Source organism: Martinezella hainanensis (genome assembly GCF_900094555.1).
GTDB lineage: Bacteria > Pseudomonadota > Alphaproteobacteria > Rhizobiales > Rhizobiaceae > Rhizobium > Rhizobium hainanense.
On record NZ_FMAC01000001.1, the window covers coordinates 122,166 to 145,391 of the forward strand.

The following is a 23,226-nucleotide window of genomic DNA, read 5'->3' on the forward strand; positions in this document are numbered from 1 at the left end:
CTGGAGACCAGATATCGCTATTCATCAATGCCGCGCGCGGCCATCATAAGTCTTGACCGTATCTCCGCCGAAGATCAATCGCTGCGGATTGCGGTCGAAATTAGTGATTGTGCTATTCAGATTGTCAACCGTGCCCCGCATGTCGTTGATGAGGGTCTGGGCATCGCGCAAGCCGCCGCTGGAAAATTTCTGCAGATTGTCAGCGATCGGACCAATGCGGGAATTGAGATTGTCCGCCATCTTCTTGAAGGATTCGAGCGTGTCCTTGGCTTCTGCGAACAGCGATTTCGTGCTGTCGTCACCGAGCAGGGAATTGACCTTGGTCAGGATTCCGTCGACCTTGCCGGAAGCCGCGTTGAGCTTGGTGGATATGTCGCGGGCATTGGCGATCGTCTGGTCGATATCCTGCTGATGCGCAGCAACGGAATTGGCAACGTCACGGATCGATGCGACAGCCGTGCGCGCCTGCTTCGTCACGTCGGCAATATCGTCAACCGATCCCTTGATCTTGGCCGGATCGATCTGCGCGACGATCGCATCGACGCGATCCAAGGTCTTTTGCGCGTTCTGGCCGAACGTCGTATAGGTGTCGGCAGTCTGCTTGAAACTCGCAATGGTCGCCTTCAGGTCGGTCGTGGCGTCGGCCACGTTCGCCGTGATCTTGTCGGCATTGGCGATGACGTCGTTGACCTTCTGGGCATCGACCGCGCGCACCAGCTTCTCAATCGCATCCAGCGTCGAGTCAACGCGGACCGAAACCGTCTTGAAGGTATCGGAAAGCTGCCCGACGCTTGCCAGGAACTTGTCGATATTGTCGGAATTGTCGGCAATGGCCTTCGAGAATTTCTGCGCATTGCGCACAGTATCGGTCAAAGGTCCGCGCGAATCCGAGACGAAGCCCTGAATGTCGCCGATGGTGTCATTGGCACGGTTCAGGATCTTGTCGGCCGTCGTCAACAGATTGGTCACGCTCGATTGATCCGCAAGCAACACCGCCCGCTTACCTGTATCGATCGAACGCTTCAAAATATTCTCGTCACCGTTGCGCCCGCCGGAAAGCTCGATATAGGCGGCACCCGTTAGACCCTGGATCTCAAGAATGGCCTTGGTCGAGGTATAGACCGGCGCATCGGCGCGCACCTGCGTGAAGGCAAGCGAATAGTTCGGATCGTCGGCATCGATCGAAAGCCCCTGCACCGAGCCGACCTGAATGCCGTTGAAGCGAACCGGAGAGCCCACGCTCAGCCCGTTTGCCGAGCCTGGAATGCGCACGACAAGCTCGACCATCGGACCGCCGCGGCCATACTCGGCCATCCAGTAGACGAAACCGAAGGCGGCCGCGATCACAAGCAGCGTGAAGAACCCGACGATCGTATAATTGGCTTTGGTTTCCATTGTCTCCAGTCACTTCTCGCGGCTGTGGGCGCTTGCGCCTTTGTCGTCGTTGTGCCCTCTGATGTCCTCGCGCGGCACGATCGAACGTGCGCGCTTGCCCCTGAAGTAGGATTGCACCCAGGGATCATCACAGGCGAGCATGTCCTCAACCGTGCCTTCCACCAATACCCGCTTCTGTCCGAGGACAGCAATACGGTCGCAGACGGAAAACAGGCTGTCGAGGTCGTGAGTCACCATATAAACGGTCAGGCCAAGCGTGTCGCGCAGCTTGGCGATCAGCTCGTCGAACTCCGACGCACCGATCGGATCGAGGCCCGACGTCGGCTCATCCAGGAAAACAAGGTCGGGGTCGAGCGCCAAGGCTCTGGCAAGCGCCGCGCGCTTGATCATGCCGCCGGAAAGTTCGGAAGGATACTTGTCTGCGGCGTCAGCGGCGAGACCCACCATGCGGATCTTCATCAGCGCCAGCTCGTCCATCATCTCCTTGGGCAGGTCCAGATATTCCCGCATTGGCACCTGGATGTTTTCCTTGACAGTCAGCGAGGAAAACAGCGCGCCCTGCTGAAAGAGAACGCCGAGCCGCATATCGAGGCGGTTACGGTCCTGCTCGTCGAGCTTGTCGTAATCCTCGCCAAGAATCTCGATCTTGCCCGATCGGCGCGGCAAGAGCCGCAGCACCGTGCGCAACAGCACGGACTTGCCCGCACCGGAGGCCCCGACGAAGCCCAGGATCTCGCCGCGATAGATATTGAGATTCAATTTATCGAGGACGATCTTCGATCCGAAGCCGACCGTGACATCCCGTGCCGACAGCACGATGTCCCTGCCGTGCTCATCTTTTTCCAACGGGATTTCCGAGTGAAGCGCGCTCATCCTTGCCGTCCCTCAGAAGTCGATTGCTGCGTAGAACATGGCGAAGAGCCCGTCCATCAGAATAACGACGAAGATCGACTTCACCACCGATGAGGTCACGTGTTGACCGAGAGACTCGGCACTGCCGCCCACCTTCAATCCCTCAACCGCCGCGACGATGCCGATAACCAGCGCCATGAACGGCGCCTTGATCATCCCCGAAATGATCGTAGAGAGGCTGACAGCCTCATGCAGGCGGGAGATGAAGGTCGCAAAGGTGATGCCGGAATATGCCCAGGACACCAGGGCAGCACCGAAAAGCGCGGCGAAGTTGGCAATGACCGTCAGCAGCGGCAAGGCAACCGTCAGCGCCACCAGCCGGGGAAAAATCAGGACGCCGATGGGATTCAGACCCATGACCTTCAGCGCATCCACTTCCTCGCGCATCTTCATCGAGCCGATTTCGGCCGTAATTGCACTGCCGGAACGGCCGGCGATCATGATCGCGGTCAGAAGCACGCCGATTTCGCGCAATTGCAGGATGCCGACGAGATCGACCACGAAGATTTCCGCACCGAAATAGCGCAGCTGGAAAGCACCCTGCTGGGCGATGATCGCACCGATCAGCGACGACATCAGCAGGATGATCGGAACGGCGCGCACCGCCATATGGTCGATCTGATTGATGATCGAGGCCGGCGAAACACCACTGCCGCGGCCGAATTTGAGCTGCGCCCCGCGCACGGCGGAACCCAGAATATACATGGCAGCGACGAGGTTGCCCCAGATCTCGTAGACGGTTTTGCCGATGGGCGCCAGTATGCGCTCCGCCAACGATTTCTTTGGCTTTGCCGCGGCCGCCTCGTCGTCCGGATGCGCATCGAACGCCGTCAGCAATTCATCGATATGCGGGTTGGAGCCCTCGATCGTGACATGGGCCTTATGTGCTTCCTGACTTTCCTTGAGCCGGCGGATCAGCAACGCACCTGCCGTATCGACATCCGAAAGACCGGAAAGATCGATCACGACCTCGCCGCCCGAGCTGCGCTTGGACAGCTGCTCGATCTGACGCAGCACGCCGTGCACATTGGCGCTGCGCCAATTGCCTTCCAGCCGATAGCGATGGCCTGCGCCCTCAGGCGCATCATCGATCTTCGGTGCATCGGACCTTTGCTCGGCTGCTTTCAAATTCATGCGTCTTTCAAATCTGGCACAACATACACCGACTCGGAGAGCCCGCCGGTCGATGCTTAATACACCGATTATCCACGGAATCTCCATCTCGCGCCGGCGCCAACATATGTCACGGCTATTTGATATCCAAATGAATTTGTTGCACCGCGTTAGGATACGCCGTGAGCACCGCCGCCGATTGCCGGCTTTCCGCTCTGCAAGCCATAGGCGAAAACGACCATGGCTAGCCCCAAGCCGGCGATGCCGGCCATGACATAGTAACTCGCCAGATCAAGCCAGGCGTAGAGATAGCCAGACGCAAGCGTCATTAGACCCAGAAACATGCCATTGTAGAAATAATAGGCGCCCTGGGCCGATGATTCCTGTGCTTCATGGACGGAGGCAACAATGCGCCGCTGAACACCGGTATGGACGCAGGCGTAGGTGCAGGAATGAAAGCACTGCAATACAAAATAGCCGAAGAAGCCGAAATTGCTCGGAAACAGGACCCAGCGCAGAATGCACATCGTCGAACCGAAGAAGATGAGCGTCCATGCACTGAATCGCCTGCTCAGTTTCTTCGACAGGAAGAAAACCATCACCTCGGCCGTAACGCCAATGCTCCACAGCACTGCGATCTCGGCGCCGGAAAAGCCGAGCTTATGCCAGTAGATCGACGCAAACGTATAGAGCATCGCATGACTCGATTGCTGTATCGACACCCCGATCATGGTGATGAGCAATTGCGGCGAGCGCAGATTTCCGGTCGGCGATTGCAGATTGATCGGTTGGTTGCGCCGACGCGTCGGGCCGATGCGCGGCGCGAAAAAGCCCATCAGCGTCGTAAGGATGAATCCCGCCACCATCACAGGCAGCACGGTGGCGCCGCCCCACATGCCAATCAGCTGGCCGCCGAGAAGGGTCGACAGGATGAAGGTGATTGATCCCCAGACCCGCATGGAGCCATAATCAAAGCCCCAGCGGCGCACACCCGACATGGCGATCGATTCGACCACCGGCACATAAGGCGCGTAGGTGGCGCCCTGAATGCCGTAGACCAGAAGCACCGGCCAGAAATCGCTGGTCCAGTAGAGCGCGATTGCCGTCAGCAGCGACAGGGCACCCGACCATAGCAACACATCGGCCCGCTCCGTCATATGATCGGCGAGTACAGCGATGATGGGCGTCACGAGGACGCGCACGACCATAGGAATGGCGATCACCAGGCCGATCTCATGATCATTGAAATTCAACCCCGCCAGCCAGACGGGAAAGAACGGTACGGCAATGCCGTTGACGAACAACGGGGCACAATAGGACAGGGCGGCACGCAAGCGGAAATATGGAGGCGCACCCTCGCCCTGGAAGGACTTGATCGCGGGAATCATGACAGACCTGAAGGGGAACTTACTTGTCCCTATCACGCTATCGAGAATACGACTATGGCGAGAAATGGCCAAAACCGTAACGTTTCGGAAAAATCCGAAGTCAGAGCCGTCCTGCGGCGATCAATAATTATGACAGGCCATTATCAGCTACGTGAAGAGGCGCAGGAATTACGCCGCCTGGGCACCGATCGGCCGCGGCAATTCTCCGACCGGAGAATCCACAGGCTGGGTCTCGAGGATAGCCCGCCAGGTGATCAGCTCGAACGTACCGTCCTCATGCTCGGCGATCGCCGTGCAGCTTTCCACCCAGTCGCCGGTATTGATGTAGCGCACGCCGTCGAGATCCTCGATGACCGCATGGTGGATGTGACCGCAGATGACGCCATCGGCATCGTTACGCTTTGCTTCTTCGGCGACGACGCGCTGAAATTCGCCGATGAAGTTGACGGCGTGCTTGACCTGCAGCTTCGCCCAGGCCGAAAAGGACCAATAGGGCATGTTCAGGCGGCGGCGTATGGCAGCAAGGCCGATATTAATCAGGATGGCCATGTCATAGGCCCAATCGCCGAGATAGGCGAGCAGGCGGGCATTGCGGACAACGACGTCGAATTCATCGCCGTGGAGCACGAGATATTTCTTCCCATCGGCCGTTTCGTGCATGGCGCGCTGCGCCACCTCGATACCGCCGAAGTGCATTCCGGGGAAGTCACGCAGGAATTCGTCGTGATTGCCAGGGATGTAGACGATGCGCGTACCCTTGCGCGCCTTGCGCAGAAGCTTCTGCACGACGTCGTTGCAATCCTGCGGCCAGTACCAGTTCCGCTTCAGTCTCCAACCATCAACGATATCCCCGACCAGAAAGATCGTGTCGGCGTCGTGGTAACGAAGAAAATCGAGCAGGTAGTCCGCCTTGGCGGCCTTCGAGCCGAGGTGCACGTCAGAAATGAATAACGTTCGGAAATGCCGGGGGTCCATGTTTTCATTCACGAACTTTATGTCCGTGCCCTATCCTACCTTGGCTATTCCAAAACCAGACTCGTGTTTCAGGAAGATGACAAACCCTGTGCTTGGCGGCTCGGCGACGATGTTCAGCCGCGTCTCGCGGCGATGGCGAGGTCAGGACGGTCGCTTGTAAAACTGGCGATACCGAGGCGAAACATGGCCCGTGCCGCCTCGCTTGTATGGGCCGCCCATCCGTGCACCTTCACGCCATTCTTGCGAAAGAGCTGCGTGACCTCGCCGTCAAGCGCATCGGCACGTATTGCAATCTCGCGCACGCCGAAGCCGCGCATGGCGGCCATGACGCCGCCCCAGCCGAGTTGGCCGGCCAGCTGAGGCGAACAGAGGAAGATGAAACCGAGCAGTTCGCCGACATTCAGCCCTTGTTCGCCAAGCGCTGCACTGAATGCTTCGAGACGCGGCAGGGAGAAGCTCGTCACCATCGTACGCGTCAGCATGCCGGTCGCCGTCAGCTGATCGACAATGCGTCGCTCCATCCCCCCATAGGGCGTGCCATCCGCCCTGGTCTTGATCTCCAGTCTGAGGTCGACGGCGGATGGCCCGAAAATATCGATGGTCTCCATCAGGGTCGGAATGGTTTCGCCGCCGCTTCCGATCACGACATGGCGCATCAGTTCGTCATAGCTGAAATCGGCGATCGCGCCCTTGCCATCCGTCATCCGGTCGATCAGAGCGTCGTGATGCACGACGAGCTTGCCGTCCCGCGTCTGATGCACGTCGAATTCGACGAGATCAACATCGAGCTTGGCCGTCTTCGAAAAGGCGAGCCTGGTGTTTTCGGGCCACAAATGCGCACCGCCGCGATGGGAGGCAATCAGAGTCATCGAGGAAATCTCCGCCTGAAATATTCATAGGTCGACGCGATGAATGCCTGATGACGCGACCGCAACGTTCGACGGGCGGAAGGGTCATCGCGCGATCATTGCGGAAAAGGCAATTCAGTTTTGCCAAGACAAAAACGCTTCGCGACCTCAATTGCATACTGTGAAGGCGAAGCGATTGATGTATGCAGAAGACTCAAAGCGCAGGCAGGAATGGAGACGCGAGTTGGATACGAACGACACTTCGAAAGCAGCCAAGAATATGGCGAGCGGAAATCTCGATGAACAGGCGCTCTATTTCCATCGCTATCCCCGCCCCGGCAAGCTGGAAATTCAGGCGACGAAGCCGCTGGGCAATCAGCGCGATCTGGCGCTTGCCTATTCGCCCGGCGTCGCCGCCCCCTGCATCGCCATCCGCGACAATCCGGAAACGGCTGCCGACTATACGTCCCGCGCCAATCTCGTTGCCGTGATTTCCAACGGTTCGGCGGTACTTGGCCTCGGCAATATCGGTCCCCTCGCCTCGAAGCCCGTCATGGAAGGCAAGGCCGTCCTCTTCAAGAAATTCGCCGGCATCGACGTCTTCGACATCGAAATTGCGGCCCCGACGGTCGATGAGATGGTCAACACGGTTTCGGCGCTCGAGCCGACCTTCGGCGGTATCAATCTCGAAGACATCAAGGCGCCGGAATGCTTCGACGTCGAGCGCCGCCTGCGCGAACAGATGGAAATCCCGGTTTTCCACGACGACCAGCACGGCACCGCCATTATCGTCGCAGCCGCCATCCTCAACGGCTTGGAACTCGCCGGCAAGAAGATCGAAGACGTCAAGATCGTCGCCTCCGGCGCCGGTGCGGCAGCTCTTGCCTGCCTCAACCTGCTCGTCACCCTCGGCGCTAGGCGCGAAAACATCTGGGTCCACGATATCGAAGGCCTGGTCTACAAGGACCGCAACGTCCTGATGGACGAGTGGAAGTCGGTCTATGCGCAGGACAGCGACAAGCGCGTGCTTGCCGAATCCATTCCCGGCGCCGACGTCTTCCTCGGCCTGTCCGCAGCCGGCGTGCTGAAGCCCGAGCTTCTCGAACAGATGGCGGAAAAGCCGCTGATCATGGCACTCGCCAATCCGACGCCGGAAATCATGCCTGATCTCGCCCGCGCCGCCCGCCCGGATGCGATGATCTGCACCGGCCGCTCGGATTTCCCGAACCAGGTCAACAACGTCCTCTGCTTTCCGTATATCTTCCGCGGCGCGCTTGATTGCGGCGCCAAGACGATCAACGAAGAGATGAAGATGGCCGCCGTGCGCGCCATCGCCACCCTTGCCCGCGAGGAACCATCCGACGTCGCCGCCCGCGCCTATTCGGGCGAAACGCCGGTCTTTGGCCCCAACTACCTCATCCCCTCGCCGTTCGATCCGCGTCTCATCCTGCGCATCGCGCCTGCAGTCGCCAAGGCCGCAGCCGATAGCGGCGTGGCGCTGCGCCCGATCGCCGATTTCGATGCCTATATGGACGAACTCAACCGCTTCGTCTTCCGCTCAGGCTTCATCATGAAGCCGATCTTTGCGGCCGCGAAGATCGCGGAACGCAAGCGCGTCGTCTTCTCCGAAGGTGAGGACGAGCGCGTGCTGCGCGCCGCCCAGGTCCTGCTCGAAGAAGGCACGGCTGTCCCCATCCTGATCGGCCGCCCCTCTGTCATCGAGACCCGCCTGAAGCGCTACGGCCTGAAAATCCGTCCGAATACGGATTTCGCCGTCATCAATCCGGAAGACGATCCGCGCTTCCGCGAATATGTCGATCTCTATTTCTCGCTCGTCGGCCGCGCCGGCGTCATCCCGGAAGCTGCGCGCACGATCGTCCGTACCAACACGACCGTCATCGGCGCGCTGGCCCTGAAGCGCGGCGAAGCCGATGCGCTCATCTGCGGCCTTGAAGGCCGTTATGAGCGTCATTTGCGCATCGTCCGCCAGATCATCGGCAAGCGGCCGGACGTTCGTGATTTCTCCGCGTTGAGCCTGCTCATCTCGCAGCGCGGCGCGACCTTCTACACCGACACCTACGTCACGTTTAATCCGACCGCCGAGGAAATCGCGGAGTCGACCTGGCTGGCCGCCGAGGAAATCAAGCGCTTCGGCATCGAGCCGCGCGCCGCTCTCGTCTCGCATTCCAACTTCGGTTCACGGGAGTCGGAAAGTGCCACCAAGATGCGCGAGGCGCTCGCTCTCGTCCGCAAGGCGGCGCCGGAGCTGGAAGTCGACGGCGAAATGCATGGCGACAGCGCCATTTCCGAGAGCCTGCGCCGCCACGTCATGCCGGATAGCACGCTTTCCGGCGAAGCGAACCTGCTCGTCTTCCCGAACCTCGATGCGGCCAATATCACGCTCGGCGTGGTCAAGACCATGACCGACAGCCTGCATGTCGGCCCGATCCTGCTCGGCACGGCGCTTCCGGCCCACATTCTCTCGCCGTCGGTCACGTCCCGCGGCGTGGTCAACATGGCGGCGCTTGCCGTCGTCGAGGCCTCGCAGATCGCTTAATACGGCGCCTCGGAGCCGCTGCCAGAACGGTTCCGCGCTTTATACAATCGCGGAACCGTTTTATCTTTTTGCTTTTGGCTGCTACGAGCTGCAATTTCGTGAAAATCCTCTCGAAATCCGTGCTTTTTCATGGATACGTTGTTAAGCTGCAGCGTGTAATCTTCAGCGACTTAAAACCGCTTTCGAGAGCAGAACCGTGAACCGCGGCACCAAACAAGCTTCCATTGCCCTGATATCCCTGCTGACGGCCACACCGGCCCTCGCGCAGGCAGACCTCTGCGACGAGCTGCGCGGCCGCTATGTCGACATCAACGAAGTGATCGGCGCCAGCCAGGAAACCCGCCAGCTCTCACGCGCCATCGTGCAACAAAACCTGGTGATCCGCAGAACGATGAGCGATCTGCGCAACCAGGGCTGCGTCGAAGACAGCAGCATGGTGATCGTCGGGCAGGACAATCAGGGCGTCTGCGATGACATGCGGCAATCGATCAATGGGATGCGGCATGATCTTTCCCTGCTAATGGATCAGCGCGAGCAAAGCGTCGGCCGGGTCGATGCAGTTGCCATGCAGCGCCGGCAATTGCTGGATACGATGCAGCGGAATGGCTGCAGCCTGCCGGCTTCGGCAACCCCGGATATCGTCATCGACACCCACACGAAAATGGATGCCTATGCGCCGCAGGAGCAGTCGCTGGCTAAGCCGGAAAGCTCCATCACCGTTATCGAGACGCCGAGGCTCCAGAAGAATTCCAGCCTCGAACAAAAGCAGGTACCACCGACAGTGGTCCCCAAGGTATCACAGGCGCAGCCGCAGCAGTTTCCGCCGGATCGCCCCTACGATCCGTCGGCCCATAGAGTGCGCCAGGTCGGTCCGCAATTTCTCGCGACCGACCAGGGCAGCATCGACCTCAAACATCCGAAAGAGGCCGGGCCGCAGCCGACGCAATGATGCGCAGCCAGACGTTTCTCATCACCGCCTGACCGCCCTGCTTTCCTGGCTCATGCCGTTCCCGACTGACGTAACAGGGAGACGATGGCTTCATCACCCGCCTCCTGCGCAAGATCGCGATAGGACCGTCCAGAGGCATCCCTGATCGAACGATCCGCACCGTACGCCAGCAGGAAGCGCACCGCATCGCGGCAGCGATTGACGATGGCAAAGCCAAGCGGCGTCATCCAATCGCGATCGATGGGCTGCCCATGCGGGCGGAGCTCAGCGAAGCGGATATTTATCTGTTCCGGATGCTTGTCGAGAATAGCCGCGAGCTGATCGATCTGGCCGAAGGCTGCAGCCGCGAAAATATCGAGCGGATAGGCTTTCAGAAACTCGACCATCTGGTCCTTGCCATTATATTCGGCCCAACCGATTGCCGGCGCGTGAAAATTGGGATCGCGAATGGTGGTATCGGCCCCATGCTCGATCAACAGTTTCGCCATCTCCATATGGCCATGCAACGCCGCTTCATGCAGCGGCGTGCGGCTCGTCATCGCATTCACATCGAAATCCAGCGCTAGCATGAGACGAACAGCCCGCAAATCATTTTCACCAGCGGCCTCATGCAGCATGGCGGGATGAGCTTGGCTCATCGCTTCGGGAATATCGAGTTCTCTCGCAACTCTCCTTATGTGCTCAACGACTATCGCCGGATCGACCGCCTCGTGCCGGGCTTCCTGCTGAATCTGAATATAGACCCAATCCTCACGTTTCAGACGAACCGCTACAGCTCCCTGCTGAACGAGATACAATGCGAGATTCTTGTCATCACCTAGCCGCGCCCATTCGTAAGGCGTCCTGCCATTGACGGTCGTATTGACATCAGCACCGTGTTCCACCAGCAGGCGTACGCGCTCACCCATGCGATGTTCCAGCGCCCAGGCAAGTTGATAGTCGAAAACGGTCTGCGAGTTCGCGACGAACCTGCTGTCTTCGCGCACGAGCCAATTGTTCTTGTCCCTGGCGGACAAGCCATATTCGATCAGCAATTTCAGGCATGTATCGTCCCGTTCGAACATGCGGTTGTAAAGCGCCTGACTGTCATTGGCGTCTGCACCAGCTTCAAGCAGCAGGCGCGAAAAGGCCTTGCAATCAGGGTGCTGGGGTTGGCGGTCCTTTCCAGCCTCGCCTTCGCCGAAGACGCCAGTCAAAACGGTGAAGCGATATTGTCCTGCATCAAGGAAGAAGGCGTTGACATCGGCCCCGCGCCTGACCAGCTCGCGCGCAGCCGGCAGGCTGGAACGACCCGGCACGCGAGCATAGGCAGCACACATCAGCGGAGTTAAATCATGCGGCCCGCCCTTGCGATCAAGAAGCTGCGGCTGACGATCGAGCCAGCGACCTATGCGGTCAGCATCGCCGAGCGCAGCGGCGACGTGAATGCTTTCGTCGGCAATCTCCGGATTATCTGCAAACAGCCGCAGCGCCTCATCGAAACGTGCGGGATCGGCAGGGATATTGGCAAAATACGAAACCGTCGCCAGCGACAGGAAGCGGTTGGCAAGCTGATCCCGCGGGACGTGCTTGCGATCGCCGCTTTCCAGATATGCCTTGAGCTTCGTCCAGCTGGAGAAGCCGAACTCGCGGGCAAGAACGAGCTGAATGTCCTGCAATCCCACATCGGCAATGTCAGCAAAATAGGGCGCAACGCGGCTTTGCGCCAAAGCGTCACCAGCTTGGACGGCCTTGAGGAAAGACTTGGCCTGCTTTTTCAGGGAATCGAGAGTGGCGTCGACAGCCAAAGAGCGCGTGGTCACGATAGACCTCCTTCCATTTACGTCCGGTATCCGCGCCCACAGACTGAAAAGAGGTGTGGCAGTCTCATATTCTATGCTTCAGGTGGGCCTTGCCCTTCCCGCGGATCGGATGCGCCCTGAGAACAGGTCACATCTATCGCGCGAGATACGATCTGTCCAGAGGTCAGGCTGGTTCGTAGCGGACATAGGCAAAAGCATCACCATCCGGTGACCAGTTCGGAACGTTGATTGATCCCTGCCCACCGAAGAGCTCGAACAGCGTGGTGATATTGCCGCCGTCCATATCCATCAACCGCATGCGGACATTCAGGTCGCGCGGATGATCGAAGACATCGGGATCGTAGGAAATCAGCACGACCTTGTCGTTGTCAGGCGACGGATGGGCGAACCAGTTGCCGTAATTATCATGGGTCACCTGCTGCAGTCCGGTGCCATCGGGATGGATGCGCCAGATCTGCATCAAGCCGGTGCGGCTGGAGTTGAAATAGATCCATTGTCCATCGGCCGAGAAATCAGGCCCGTCATTGCGGCCTTCTCCATGCGTCAGGCGCGTCTCTTCGCCGCCATCGATCGAGATCGTGTAGATATCGAAAACATCGTTGCGGATGCCGCAATAGGAGAAGCGCTTTCCGTCCGGCGACCAGCCATGCCAGTAGGAAGGTAGACTGGTCGTAACCTGCCTTGGTGTACCGCCCTCTGCCGGCAGAACGTAGATGCAGGCCTTGCCGTGCTCCGTCTTGTCGGAAATGGCAATCAGCGAGCCATCGGGCGAGATGCCGTGATCGTTGTTGCATCGGGTCGCAAAACCGGTGTCGACCTGAACAATCCCGGCGCCGCCATCCAAGGGTAAACGGTATAGCAGCCCGTCGCCGTTCAGCAGCAGATAGCGTCCGTCGGGCGAATAGTTCGGCGCCTCGACCAGTTCATTCGTCTGCCAGACGACGCGGTTCTCACCCGTGCGGATGTTATAAATCTCGACCGAGCTGCGCATTCGTCCTCTTCCTCTGTCGGACGCACGATCAGCGATCGCGGAACCGATTTGTGATCGGATAGCGACGGTCGCGACCGAAATTCTTCTTGGTGATCTTTACGCCAGGCGCCGACTGGCGACGCTTGTACTCTGCGAGATAGAGCAGATGCTCGATGCGATGTACGGTCGCGACATCATGGCCGCGGGCCACGATCTCCTCGACGGACATTTCCTTTTCCACCAGGCACTCGAGGATATCATCGAGCACCGGATAGGGCGGAAGCGAATCCTGGTCCGTCTGGTTCGGCCTGAGTTCCGCCGAAGGTGCCTTGTCGATGATATTGTGGGGGATCACCTCACCCGACGGGCCGAGCGCACCCGGCGGCACATGCAGGTTGCGCCAGCGCGACAACGCATAGACCTGCATCTTGTAGAGATCCTTGATCGGATTGAAGCCGCCGTTCATATCGCCGTAGAGCGTGGCATAGCCCACCGACATCTCCGACTTGTTGCCCGTCGTCACCACCATCGAGCCGAACTTGTTGGAGATCGCCATCAGGATCGTGCCGCGGGCACGGCTCTGCAGGTTTTCCTCGGTGATGCCGCTTTCGGTGCCTTCGAAGAGATCCGACAAGGCGGAGGTGAAGCCGGTGACGGGATCTTCGATCGGCACTATGTCGTAGCGGCAGCCGAGCGCCTTGGCGCAATCGGCCGCATCCTTCAGCGAATCCGGGGATGTATAGCGATAGGGCAGCATGACAGTGCGCACACGTTCTTCGCCCAGCGCATCGACGGCAATCGCCGCGCAGATCGCCGAGTCGATGCCGCCGGACAAGCCGAGCACGACCGACTTGAAGCCGTTCTTGTTGACGTAGTCGCGGAAACCCAGCAGGCAGGCACGGTAGTCCGCCTCCTCGCCTTCCGGAATATGCGCCATCGGCCCTTCGGAGCAGTGCCAAACGTCGCCGTTCTTCTTCCAGGTGGTAACCGCCAAGGCAGTTTCAAACTGGCTCATCTGGAACGCCAGCGTCTTGTCGGCGTTGAAGCCGAAGCTCGCGCCATCGAAAACCAGCTCGTCCTGACCACCGAGCTGGGCGGCATAGATCATCGGCAGGCCCGTCTCAATGACCTGCTTCAGCACGACCTGATGGCGGACATCGACCTTGCCGCGATAATAGGGCGAACCATTCGGCGACAAGAGGATTTCAGCACCGCTCTCGGCAAGCGTTTCGCAAACGCCGAGTTCGCCCCAGATGTCCTCGCAGATTGGGATGCCCAGCCGCACGCCGCGGAAATTGACCGGACCTGGCATCGCGCCCTGATCAAAGACGCGCTTTTCGTCGAACTCGCCGTAATTCGGCAGATCCACCTTGTCGCGGACCGCGATGACCTTGCCGCCATCAAGCACCGCCACGGAATTGTAGCGGCCGGTCTCGTCCTGCCGGGGAAAACCGATGATGACGCCGGGGCCGCCATCGGCGGTATCGACGGCAAGGCTCTCGATCGCCTTCCAGCAGGCGTGAATGAAGGCCGGCTTCAGCACCAGATCTTCCGGCGGATAACCGGAAATGAACAATTCCGTCAGCAAGACGATCTGCGCGCCTTCGCGCGCCGCCTCGGCGCGGGCTTCGCGCGCCTTGGCAAGGTTGCCTGAGACGTCGCCAACCGTCGGATTGAGCTGCGCAACGGCAATGCGGATGGTGTGGGTGATCTGGCTTTGCTCTGTCATGGCATACATTTAGCGATGGCACCTTTCTTCCGCAACCGCCTTCCTGTCCCCACACGCATCAAAGATCGCACCACGCGCATAAGCGGTATTTTTGCCCGGAAAAATACCAAGCGCTCCTTGCGGTTCATTCGCCGTTCATGACAGAAGCATGACAATTTTATGAACGACGTGCAGCATTCGGAGACATCATTGGTCGCATTGGTCATCGAGTCCGCCTTGGCGGGCAGGCTTGCCCTTTTCCAGAAGATCGGCGCGGCAAGGCAGAACTCCGCCAGCCTGCATCTACTCCTGAGCCTCGCGCTGACCCTGCTTCTCTCCCTGTCCATCGTCATGACGGTCGAATGGGTTGCGCGCGGCGAATTCGGCCCAGCCTGGACCTATCTCCTTTCGACATCCCGTCCCGGCGTCGCCACCATCGCCATTATCATGCTGGCGATGCTGACGCTGGATGCCCTGGTTGGTCGCGCACATCTGTCGGCTTTGATCGTCGCGCCGCTGCTGCTCGTCCCTGCCTTCATTTCCAGCCAGAAGCAAAATTTTCTCTCCGATCCGCTCTACCCCTCGGACTTTCTGTTCGCACGGCAAATCACGGAGCTGATGCCGGTCATGGTGAGTGATCGCCCCTGGACAGCCACCGCACTCGCGATCGGCCTCATCGTCGGCCTGGCTACCTTGATTGTGGTCTGGCGCTATATCAGCTGCCGTAGCGCCGTGCTTTCGCGCAAGGAGCGCCTTGGCCGGTTTTCGCTCTGCGTGCCGCTAACAGCACTCCTCGCTTCGCAGATGGACCCGACCCAATATTCCTTTATCCGCGAGAAGCTCGGCATCATTCCGATCGTCTGGGATCAAACGGAAAACTACAACCATAACGGATTCGTCGTCGCCTTCGCGCTCAACCTGCCTATGGCGCACGTCAAATCACCTGCCGGGTATGGCCCTGGCGTCATCGATGACATGCCGGCGAGAAATTACGGTTATCTTTCCGGTCCGCACCAAAAACCTGATGTCATCATGCTGATGAGTGAATCCCTCTGGGACCCGACGCGGCTTGCCAATGTCGCCTTCACGCCCGATCCGATGCCGACCATCCGCGCCAGACAATCGGGACATGTCTTTTCGCCGGAGTTCGGTGGCATGACCGCCAATGTCGAATTCGAGGCGCTGACGGGCTTTTCCAACGCCTTCCTGCCCTATGGCAGCATTCCCTATCAGCAATATGTGCGCCGCCCGATGCCGTCGCTTGCCACCTTCTTCCGCGGCGAAGGCTATACGGCGCGCGCGCTTCATCCCTTCAGCGGCTGGTTCTGGAACCGCAACGAGGTCTACCGCGCCTTCGGCTTCGAGGAGTTTCACACTCAGGAAACCCTGCCCGCCATGGACAAGCGCGGCATGTTCGCCGCCGACGATTCCCTCATGAAGGAGATCATGCGTGAAGGAGACGCCGCCGAGCGCCCCTTCTTCTTCTTTGCGGTTACCCTTCAGGGACACGGCCCCTATGAAGCCAACCGCTATGCTCAGAACACCGTCGATATCGGTGGAAATCTGAACGATGACGACCGCGCCGCACTCGCTACCTATGCGCAAGGGGTGCGCGAAGCCGATGACAGCCTGAAGATGTTGATGGACTGGGCCGAAAAGCGCGACCGCGAAACCATCATCGTCCTCTGGGGCGATCATCTGCCGCCGCTCGGTAACGTCTATCCGAACACCGGCTACATGCCGCAGCAGGTGGCGACCCGCAAAGCCCCGCTTGATGTGATGAAGCGGGAGCATGAAACGCCGCTCGTCGTCTGGTCGAGCAAGAAGGGTGTCCGCAAGGACATCGGCACCATCAGCCCGTCGCAGCTGCCGTATCACTTGCTGAAAACCGCCGGCTACGAACATCCGTTCTACACGGGCTTCCTTGGCCGCGTGCAGAAGAAGTACACCATCGTCGACCGTTACCTGCTTGCGACCCGCGACAACCAGGCTTTCCCCGACTGGGCACGCAAGGAGCAGGATGTCGATCAAATGGTGCGCGACTACCGCAACCTGCAGCACGATATGATGTTCGGACGGGAATATGGGCTGGAGCGCTTCTTCCCATCTCATGCGGAGCTGGTCAGTCAGGAGAGCAGCTAAATCCCCCACGGGGACGCCGGATAGTCCGGATGATTTGCAGACCTCCAGCTCTCGCCATGACGACCATTCGGTTAAACCTCTGAACCGGCCTTCACCCTCATTGTCGTGCGCAATTGAAACCCTTCTTCCGTTGCATTTTTTTCGCTCCGGTCGAATAGTTTCGCGCAATGCCATCCTGATCCCGGAGCCCCCATGCATAATCTTCCCAACTTCGTACATCTGCATTTTGACAAGACGGCCGATCAACTCGGCGATATCGAAAAGCGCGTTCTCAAGAAAGCGCACGAGCGGAAAATCATATCGACCGACGTCAACGCTGCTATTTCGGCGGAGTCCTCCACAGGGCAGCGGCTAGCGGACGGCATCGCCCGCGTCGGCGGCTCATGGTCCTTCATCATCGCCTTCTTGCTGTTCCTGGTCTTCTGGTGCCTGGTCAACACGGTGGTTCTCGCCACGCAGGCCTTCGACCCCTATCCCTTCATCTTCCTGAACCTTGTTCTCTCCATGCTTGCCGCCATCCAGGCGCCAATCATCATGATGTCGCAGAACCGCCAGGCCGAACGCGATCGTTTCGAGGCCGCCAAGGACTATGAGGTCAATCTCAAGTCGGAGCTGGAAGTCCTGTCCCTGCACCAGAAGATCGATATGCAGGTGCTGACCGAGCTTGCTGCATTGCGACAAGAATTCAGCGCCTTCAGAAAGGGCCTGGAAGGAACGCAGGAAGTGCCCAACAACTAAAGCTTCCAGCACGGCTATAAATCTAATATATTCGGCAAGTCAGAGGGCAGCGTACTGCAAGTAATAAATCTCGATCAGCAATACTGTATGTGAAATCTCTTCTTGTTTTTGAAGAGCCTATCCCTGAACGCGATTACCGAGCGAGGCCGCTATGCCAGGGTGCCGCAGGAATTTTCACATTGCTTGCCTGTGGGCGATTTCGACGGCGGTCGTTTTCGTGGCCCCAGCCTATCGCGCTCTGGCAGATGAGTGCCCGAGCAAACTCATCAAGTCGCACCAGCTCAGCGGTATGGACTTCGAGACCTCCAGCCGCGTCTATCACGATGCCAATGTCGAGATCTATGAAAGCTGCGTAAAGAATAACGGCGACAAGGATCTCTGGATAGATTGGAAAATTCCGGGGCCGAAAAGCTACGTTCTTCCGGGTCAGGCGCTGCCGTCCTCAAGAACCTTCGTGAACCGGCAGACCATCAACGCACATTCCTGCCTCGAATATGGGCCGCTCTCGGAGTTGCTGTTCGATCCCTATCTTGGCCATGCCGATGACAGCAAACAAATGCAAAAGCAGGATAATGAGGGTTGCCGGCCGGTACCGACCACGATCGGCGACAAAATTCTCGAAAAACTACCCGAATACATCGATACGATTTTCAAGGCTTTCACCCCTTCCGATCGCGAGAAATCTCACGATACGATGCTGAAGGTCGAGGGCAAGACATCGACGCACATCGAAGGGACCGAAGCCTATCGGCAGAATATCGTTTATATGGTTTCTCGCATCGAAGGCCGGCCCGACGGCAATCCGCTTGATCTCACGATCAGGCTGGAGAGCGAAAGCCCGGCCGCAACCTATCTGCACTCGGCCTCCTCCTTCAAGGACATGAGCTGGAAAGTCTCCAGTCCGGAAGAGAATGAGATCAGCTTTATGGTCGCGATGCCAAAGAATCCGACGCTCGAAAACGCCAGATACGAGATCCTCGATCGCAACAAGATCGTGGTTGGCTCCTTCTTCGCGCCTGCTTGGATCGAAGCGCCGCAATGAAGATCTTCGCCACACTGGTTCGCTTCACACCCACAGCTCTATTGAGCTGGATTGTGGCATGGCAGGGGATATTTCGCGGCACGGAACTCGTTCATCCGCAATGGGCCGACACGGCTCTCTCGACCAGCGCAGCCCTCGCCTGCGTGCTGACCGTCATCGTCATCGCCTGTCTTTCTCCACTGGGCCGAAAGGCCGCCTTTATATCGCTAGGGCTGTTCGTGGTGCTGTCCCTTGTCACCCTTGCGCTGTGCTTCCACTTCAGAAGCGAATTGCTGGCTGCCCCGGACATGGCCGGACAGGAACGCTACAAGGCTATGTGGAAATGGTCCCTGATTGCGATGCTGACCTTTGTGCCGCAGATCATAGGATCGGCTGTAGAGGCAATGGTGCGGAAGTAATCGATCACGCGTCCGTAACGCAAGACTACCCTACACCTTAGCCATCGCTAGTCCGAAGGTCCTGCCGTCAGCAATCCCGGTCGCCCCTGCCGGTATTGCGGCAGTCCGTCGCTGATCTCATAATAGTCGCCCTTGTCGGCGCAATAGATGTGATAGCCTATCTCAAGGCCGCTCGGCTGGTCGAACAAACCGGCCATGATTGATATTTCATCGGCGCTATCGGCCACCCAGAACAGCGCCGACCCACAGGTCTTGCAGAAGCCGCGGCGAGCGAATGTGCTGGCGCGATACCAGGTGATAGCTTCCTCTCCCTCGATGACGAGATTTTGGCTCGCAACATTGGTCGCCGCATAATAGAGCCCGGTCTGCTTGCGGCACTGCGAGCAATGGCAGGCCACAACCTCGCGCAGCTTGCCACGCGCCTTGAAACGTACGCTGCCGCAGAGGCAGGCTCCCGTGTGTTCGTCCGTCATCGTCACTCCCCTTTTTCAAGGAGCCTTCCCGAGAATGACAGTCGGGTCAATCTCAAAGAAATGAAGCGTTCTTTCAGTGCGATTGATCCGTGCAGCAAAAAACAAACGGGCCGGCGGAAAGTCGGCCCGTTTCATCATTTCATATCCGTATCCATTCAGCCGTGAGCGCGCATGCGCTTCTCGTCGCGGCCACCTTTCATCCGCTCGGCGAGCAGGAAGGCGAGCTCGAGCGCCTGGTCGGCATTGAGGCGCGGGTCGCAATGGGTGTGGTAGCGATCCTGCAAGTCCTCAGCGCCGACGGCGCGGGCGCCGCCCGTGCATTCGGTCACGTCCTTGCCGGTCATCTCGATATGGATGCCGCCCGGATGCGTGCCTTCGGCACGGTGAATCTGGAAGAAGCTTTCGACTTCCGACAGGATACGCTCGAACGGACGCGTCTTGTAATTGTTGAGCGTGATCGTGTTGCCATGCATCGGATCGCAGGACCAGACGACTTTGCGGCCCTCGCGCTCGACGGCGCGGATGAGACGCGGCAGGTTGTCGGCAACCTTGTCGTGACCGAAGCGGCAGATCAGCGTCAGGCGCCCGGCCTCGTTTTCCGGGTTCAGGATGTCGATCAGGTTAATCAGATCGTCCGCCTGCAACGAAGGACCGCACTTCAGGCCGATCGGGTTCTTGATACCGCGGAAATATTCGACATGCGCATGGTCGGCCTGACGCGTGCGGTCGCCGATCCAGAGCATGTGGCCCGAGGTCGCGTACCAGTCGCCCGTGGTGGAATCGACGCGGGTGAAGGCTTCTTCATAGCCAAGCAGCAGCGCTTCGTGGCTGGTGAAGAAATCGGTTTCGCGCAGGCTGGCATTGCTCTCGGCGGTGATGCCGATCGCGCGCATGAAATCCATGGTCTCGCCGATGCGGTCGGCAAGCTTGCGGTAGCGCTCGCCCTGCGGGCTGTCCTTGACGAAGCCGAGCATCCACTTCTGCACGTTTTCCAGGTTGGCATAGCCACCCATGGCAAAGGCGCGCAACAGATTGAGCGTCGCAGCGGACTGGCGGTAAGCCATCAGCTGACGCTCGGGATTGGGAATGCGCGCATCTTCGGTGAACTCGATGCCGTTGATGATATCGCCGCGATAGCTCGGCAGCGAGACACCGTTCTGCGTTTCGATGTTCGAGGAGCGCGGCTTGGCGAACTGGCCGGCAATGCGGCCGACCTTGACGACCGGCAGCTGCGCGCCGAAGGTCAGCACGACGGCCATCTGCAGGAAGGCGCGGAAAAAGTCGCGGATCGTGTCGGCGCCGTGCTCGGCAAAGCTTTCGGCGCAGTCGCCGCCCTGTAGAAGGAAGCCATTACCCTCTGCGACGTTGGCGAGATGCGCCTTCAGGCGACGAGCCTCACCGGCAAAAACGAGCGGCGGATAGCTTGCCAGCTGTGCCTCGGTCTCTGTCAGCGCTGCCTTGTCCGGAAAATCCGGCACCTGCTGGATCGGCTTTTGCCGCCAACTGCTCGGGGTCCAATTCTGTGCCATCTCACTCACCTGCTTGCGCGCCCGATCTTGGCCGGGCGTCCCGTCGTCGTAAATAACGCGCGCTTATAAACCTTTGCCGCCCGCTTGCAAAGGCGGGCAAACTACTGTGCTGATCTTTTATGCTGCAGCCGAAGTCTGCGCGAAAACGGGCGCGTTACACGCGCTCGCCGTTGCGAATGCGGTAGCTCGGCGAATACATCGTCACCAATTCTTCCGCCGCCGTCGGATGTATGGCCATAGTGCGGTCGAAATCGTCCTTGGTGCAGCCGGCCTTCAGCGTGATCCCGAGAAGCTGGGCCATCTCACCGGCATCGTGGCCGAGAATATGTGCGCCAACCACCTTGCGGTCAGCAGCGTTGACGATCAGCTTCATGATCATCTTCTCGGTACGGCCCGAAAGCGTCGCCTTCATCGGCCGGAACTGGGCACGATAGACTTCAAGCTCCGGATAGCGCTTGGCTGCATCCTCCTCGGTCAGGCCGACCGTGCCGATCTCCGGCTGAGAGAAGACGGCCGTCGGAATGAGCTCGTGATCGGGCCGTGTCGGATTGTTCTTGTAAACGGTCTCGATGAAGCACATGGCCTCATGGATCGCGACCGGCGTCAGCTGTACCCGGTCGGTGACGTCGCCAAGAGCGTAGATATTCGGAACGGAGGTACGCGAATATTCATCCACGATGACAGCGCCCTGCTCGTTGATCGCGACGCCGGCCGCTTCCAGCCCGAGGCTTTCGGTATTCGGCGTGCGACCGAGCGCCAGCATGACGGTATCGACCGTCAGGGACTTGTCATTCTTCGTCCGGACGCTGAGGCCATTTTCCGTCTTCTCGACGCTCTGAATAATGTCGTGGCAGAGAATGCGGATGCCCTTCTCCTCCATCGCCTCGTGCAGACCCTTGCGCAGATCCTGGTCGAAGCGCGAGAGGATCTCGGCACCGCGATAGATCAGCGTCGTCTCGACGCCGAGGCCATGGAAGATATTGGCGAACTCGACGGCGATATAGCCGCCGCCAGCAATCAGGATCGACTTCGGCAACTCCTTCAGATGGAAGGCTTCGTTCGAGGAGATGCAGAGCTCGTGACCCGGTAGTGCCGTGTGCAGGTTCGGCCGGCCGCCCGTCGCAATCACGATGGTCTCCGCCGTCACCGTCTGGCCGGTCTTTAGCAGCTTGATTGTGTGGGCATCCACCAGCTCGGCGCGCGTGTCGAAGATGTCAGCCTTGGCATTGTCGAGCCCCTTGCGATAGAGGCCCTCCAGCCGGGCGATTTCCTTGTCCTTCGCCTCGATCAGCTTCTTCCAGTCGAACGTGCTTTCGCCGACCGTCCAGCCGTAGCCGGCGGCATCCTCGAAATGCTCGCTAAATTGCGAGGCATAGACGAACAGCTTCTTCGGCACGCAGCCGCGAATGACGCAGGTGCCGCCATAGCGATATTCCTCGGCGATGCCGACCTTCTTGCCGAGCGATGCCGCCACACGCGCGCTGCGCACACCACCGGAACCGCCGCCAATCACGAAAAGGTCGAAATCAAACGAAGGCATGGGTGGCTCCTGTGGTCATGAACATGTGCGCAAAGCGTCATTGGGGGTTGGCACTCATATAGGGAGCCGCGCCGCAAAAAGAAAAGCCCGGAATCAATCCGGGCTTCGAATTTGTAACTGCCTGCCGCTGACACCAAAAAGCGAAACTTCGCTCATGGGACAAGCATGGCAAAGAGCAGTGGTTTACTGCTTCGGCGCAGTCTGAGCGGCAGCACCGGCATCCGGTGTGGTGACCGGCTGCTTGACGACCTTCTGCAGGGCATCGTTGCTCTGGTTTGCGAGGTCGCGTGAAATGCCCTGGCTCCAGATATCGGCGGCCTTATAAAGTTCGCGGGTGGCGAGCGGGCCGTCCTTGAGCAGCTTCTTGCCGGCCGGCGAACCGTAGAAATCGGCGATCGCCTTCAGTTCGTCAGCCGAGAAGGCCTTGGCATAGGTGATGGCAGCTTCGCGCTCGAGATCGGCGCGACGCGGGGCCAGCGCCAGGGCGGTGGCGTCGACGGTCGAGTTGATCGCATCGCCGAAATTCGGGTTTGCCTGGATCATCGTGCTCTTCAGCTGCTCGGCGAGGTTCGGCAGGATATTGTCGAACTGGTTGGTGATGCCGAGGGCGTTGATCGCGGCGCGCGCAGCCTTGATCTGATCCTCGGAAACTTCCTGAGCGTTGACGGAACCAAAGGCAATGCCAGAGAGAAGGATGGTTGCAGCGGCAAGACGGCCAAGACCCGCAAATTTGATCATGAGATGAGT

Annotated in this window: 19 protein-coding genes; 6 read left to right on the forward strand and 13 right to left on the reverse strand. The window is 59.2% G+C overall.

From position 1 onward, the window contains the following. Positions 1–24 precede the first annotated feature (24 nt). The 6 genes from GA0061100_RS00585 to GA0061100_RS00610 form a co-directional block, all read right to left on the reverse strand. Entirely contained in the window at positions 25–1,395 is a 1,371-nt protein-coding gene (locus GA0061100_RS00585) for an MlaD family protein (protein ID WP_075850685.1), read from the reverse strand. 9 nt (positions 1,396–1,404) lie between these two features. Further along, on the reverse strand, positions 1,405–2,268 hold the full coding sequence (locus GA0061100_RS00590) for an ABC transporter ATP-binding protein (protein ID WP_075850686.1): 864 nt from the start codon (positions 2,266–2,268) through the stop codon (positions 1,405–1,407). A 12-nt stretch (positions 2,269–2,280) separates the two neighbouring features. Next, positions 2,281–3,441, reverse strand: a complete 1,161-nt coding sequence (locus tag GA0061100_RS00595; RefSeq protein WP_075850687.1) for an ABC transporter permease — start codon at positions 3,439–3,441, stop codon at positions 2,281–2,283. 149 nt (positions 3,442–3,590) lie between these two features. Further along, a complete protein-coding gene (locus GA0061100_RS00600; RefSeq protein WP_075850688.1) occupies positions 3,591–4,808 on the reverse strand; it encodes an MFS transporter in 1,218 nt (405 codons plus the stop codon). Positions 4,809–4,976: 168 nt separating this feature from the next. After that, positions 4,977–5,783 carry a UDP-2,3-diacylglucosamine diphosphatase gene (locus tag GA0061100_RS00605; RefSeq protein WP_075850689.1) on the reverse strand — a complete coding sequence of 269 codons (807 nt, stop codon included), beginning with the start codon at positions 5,781–5,783 and terminating at the stop codon, positions 4,977–4,979. Between the two features lie 113 nt (positions 5,784–5,896). Continuing rightward, positions 5,897–6,652 (reverse strand): glycerophosphodiester phosphodiesterase, encoded by a 756-nt coding sequence (locus GA0061100_RS00610; RefSeq protein WP_075850690.1) that lies wholly within the window; start codon positions 6,650–6,652, stop codon positions 5,897–5,899. A 259-nt stretch (positions 6,653–6,911) separates the two neighbouring features. Here GA0061100_RS00610 and GA0061100_RS00615 point away from each other — a divergent pair, with 259 nt between their 5' ends. Next, complete coding sequence (locus GA0061100_RS00615) at positions 6,912–9,188, forward strand: NADP-dependent malic enzyme (protein ID WP_143525385.1); 2,277 nt, start codon at positions 6,912–6,914, stop codon at positions 9,186–9,188. Between the two features lie 196 nt (positions 9,189–9,384). Continuing rightward, positions 9,385–10,137, forward strand: coding sequence for a hypothetical protein (locus GA0061100_RS00620; RefSeq protein ID WP_075850692.1), 753 nt, complete (start codon positions 9,385–9,387; stop codon positions 10,135–10,137). Between the two features lie 50 nt (positions 10,138–10,187). Here the strand turns inward: GA0061100_RS00620 and GA0061100_RS00625 are convergent, their stop codons facing one another. From GA0061100_RS00625 to GA0061100_RS00635, 3 genes are all read right to left on the reverse strand, one after another. Beyond that, a complete protein-coding gene (locus tag GA0061100_RS00625; protein WP_075850693.1) occupies positions 10,188–11,939 on the reverse strand; it encodes an ankyrin repeat domain-containing protein in 1,752 nt (583 codons plus the stop codon). Between the two features lie 163 nt (positions 11,940–12,102). Beyond that, the gene (locus GA0061100_RS00630; protein ID WP_075850694.1) at positions 12,103–12,930 is read right to left on the reverse strand and encodes a TolB family protein; all 828 of its coding nucleotides are present in this window, start codon (positions 12,928–12,930) and stop codon (positions 12,103–12,105) included. A 28-nt stretch (positions 12,931–12,958) separates the two neighbouring features. Continuing rightward, on the reverse strand, positions 12,959–14,638 hold the full coding sequence (locus tag GA0061100_RS00635; RefSeq protein WP_075851827.1) for an NAD+ synthase: 1,680 nt from the start codon (positions 14,636–14,638) through the stop codon (positions 12,959–12,961). Between the two features lie 159 nt (positions 14,639–14,797). Between GA0061100_RS00635 and GA0061100_RS00640 the strand changes: the two genes are divergently transcribed. From GA0061100_RS00640 to GA0061100_RS00655, 4 genes are all read left to right on the forward strand, one after another. Next, complete coding sequence (locus tag GA0061100_RS00640; RefSeq protein WP_208621502.1) at positions 14,798–16,759, forward strand: LTA synthase family protein; 1,962 nt, start codon at positions 14,798–14,800, stop codon at positions 16,757–16,759. Positions 16,760–16,951: 192 nt separating this feature from the next. Further along, positions 16,952–17,497: a DUF1003 domain-containing protein gene (locus GA0061100_RS00645; RefSeq protein ID WP_075850696.1), complete on the forward strand. Its 546-nt coding sequence runs from the start codon at positions 16,952–16,954 to the stop codon at positions 17,495–17,497. Positions 17,498–17,714: 217 nt separating this feature from the next. Beyond that, positions 17,715–18,539 carry a hypothetical protein gene (locus GA0061100_RS00650; protein WP_143525362.1) on the forward strand — a complete coding sequence of 275 codons (825 nt, stop codon included), beginning with the start codon at positions 17,715–17,717 and terminating at the stop codon, positions 18,537–18,539. Next, complete coding sequence (locus tag GA0061100_RS00655) at positions 18,536–18,937, forward strand: hypothetical protein (protein ID WP_075850698.1); 402 nt, start codon at positions 18,536–18,538, stop codon at positions 18,935–18,937. Before GA0061100_RS00650 ends, GA0061100_RS00655 begins: the two co-directional genes overlap by 4 nt. 47 nt (positions 18,938–18,984) lie before the next feature. Here the strand turns inward: GA0061100_RS00655 and GA0061100_RS00660 are convergent, their stop codons facing one another. The 4 genes from GA0061100_RS00660 to GA0061100_RS00675 all read right to left on the reverse strand — a co-directional run bounded on the left by GA0061100_RS00660 (position 18,985) and on the right by GA0061100_RS00675 (position 23,217). Continuing rightward, on the reverse strand, positions 18,985–19,410 hold the full coding sequence (locus GA0061100_RS00660) for a GFA family protein (RefSeq protein ID WP_075850699.1): 426 nt from the start codon (positions 19,408–19,410) through the stop codon (positions 18,985–18,987). A 155-nt stretch (positions 19,411–19,565) separates the two neighbouring features. Further along, positions 19,566–20,939 (reverse strand): class II 3-deoxy-7-phosphoheptulonate synthase, encoded by a 1,374-nt coding sequence (locus GA0061100_RS00665; protein ID WP_075850700.1) that lies wholly within the window; start codon positions 20,937–20,939, stop codon positions 19,566–19,568. 154 nt (positions 20,940–21,093) lie between these two features. Further along, positions 21,094–22,479, reverse strand: coding sequence for a glutathione-disulfide reductase (gor, locus tag GA0061100_RS00670; RefSeq protein ID WP_075850701.1), 1,386 nt, complete (start codon positions 22,477–22,479; stop codon positions 21,094–21,096). A 183-nt stretch (positions 22,480–22,662) separates the two neighbouring features. Beyond that, positions 22,663–23,217: a DUF2059 domain-containing protein gene (locus GA0061100_RS00675; RefSeq protein ID WP_075850702.1), complete on the reverse strand. Its 555-nt coding sequence runs from the start codon at positions 23,215–23,217 to the stop codon at positions 22,663–22,665. Positions 23,218–23,226 lie beyond the last annotated feature (9 nt).

Bases quoted from the DNA above. Each gene is read 5' to 3' on its own strand.
- GA0061100_RS00585 (WP_075850685.1), bottom strand. From the start codon at position 1,395: ATGGAAACCAAAGCCAATTATACGATCGTCGGGTTCTTCACGCTGCTT.
- GA0061100_RS00590 (WP_075850686.1), bottom strand. From the start codon at position 2,268: ATGAGCGCGCTTCACTCGGAAATCCCGTTGGAAAAAGATGAGCACGGC.
- GA0061100_RS00595 (WP_075850687.1), bottom strand. From the start codon at position 3,441: ATGAATTTGAAAGCAGCCGAGCAAAGGTCCGATGCACCGAAGATCGAT.
- GA0061100_RS00600 (WP_075850688.1), bottom strand. From the start codon at position 4,808: ATGATTCCCGCGATCAAGTCCTTCCAGGGCGAGGGTGCGCCTCCATAT.
- GA0061100_RS00605 (WP_075850689.1), bottom strand. From the start codon at position 5,783: ATGGACCCCCGGCATTTCCGAACGTTATTCATTTCTGACGTGCACCTC.
- GA0061100_RS00610 (WP_075850690.1), bottom strand. From the start codon at position 6,652: ATGACTCTGATTGCCTCCCATCGCGGCGGTGCGCATTTGTGGCCCGAA.
- GA0061100_RS00615 (WP_143525385.1), top strand. From the start codon at position 6,912: ATGGCGAGCGGAAATCTCGATGAACAGGCGCTCTATTTCCATCGCTAT.
- GA0061100_RS00630 (WP_075850694.1), bottom strand. From the start codon at position 12,930: ATGCGCAGCTCGGTCGAGATTTATAACATCCGCACGGGTGAGAACCGC.
- GA0061100_RS00635 (WP_075851827.1), bottom strand. From the start codon at position 14,638: ATGACAGAGCAAAGCCAGATCACCCACACCATCCGCATTGCCGTTGCG.
- GA0061100_RS00640 (WP_208621502.1), top strand. From the start codon at position 14,798: ATGAACGACGTGCAGCATTCGGAGACATCATTGGTCGCATTGGTCATC.
- GA0061100_RS00645 (WP_075850696.1), top strand. From the start codon at position 16,952: ATGCATAATCTTCCCAACTTCGTACATCTGCATTTTGACAAGACGGCC.
- GA0061100_RS00655 (WP_075850698.1), top strand. From the start codon at position 18,536: ATGAAGATCTTCGCCACACTGGTTCGCTTCACACCCACAGCTCTATTG.
- GA0061100_RS00660 (WP_075850699.1), bottom strand. From the start codon at position 19,410: ATGACGGACGAACACACGGGAGCCTGCCTCTGCGGCAGCGTACGTTTC.
- GA0061100_RS00665 (WP_075850700.1), bottom strand. From the start codon at position 20,939: ATGGCACAGAATTGGACCCCGAGCAGTTGGCGGCAAAAGCCGATCCAG.
- gor (WP_075850701.1), bottom strand. From the start codon at position 22,479: ATGCCTTCGTTTGATTTCGACCTTTTCGTGATTGGCGGCGGTTCCGGT.
- GA0061100_RS00675 (WP_075850702.1), bottom strand. From the start codon at position 23,217: ATGATCAAATTTGCGGGTCTTGGCCGTCTTGCCGCTGCAACCATCCTT.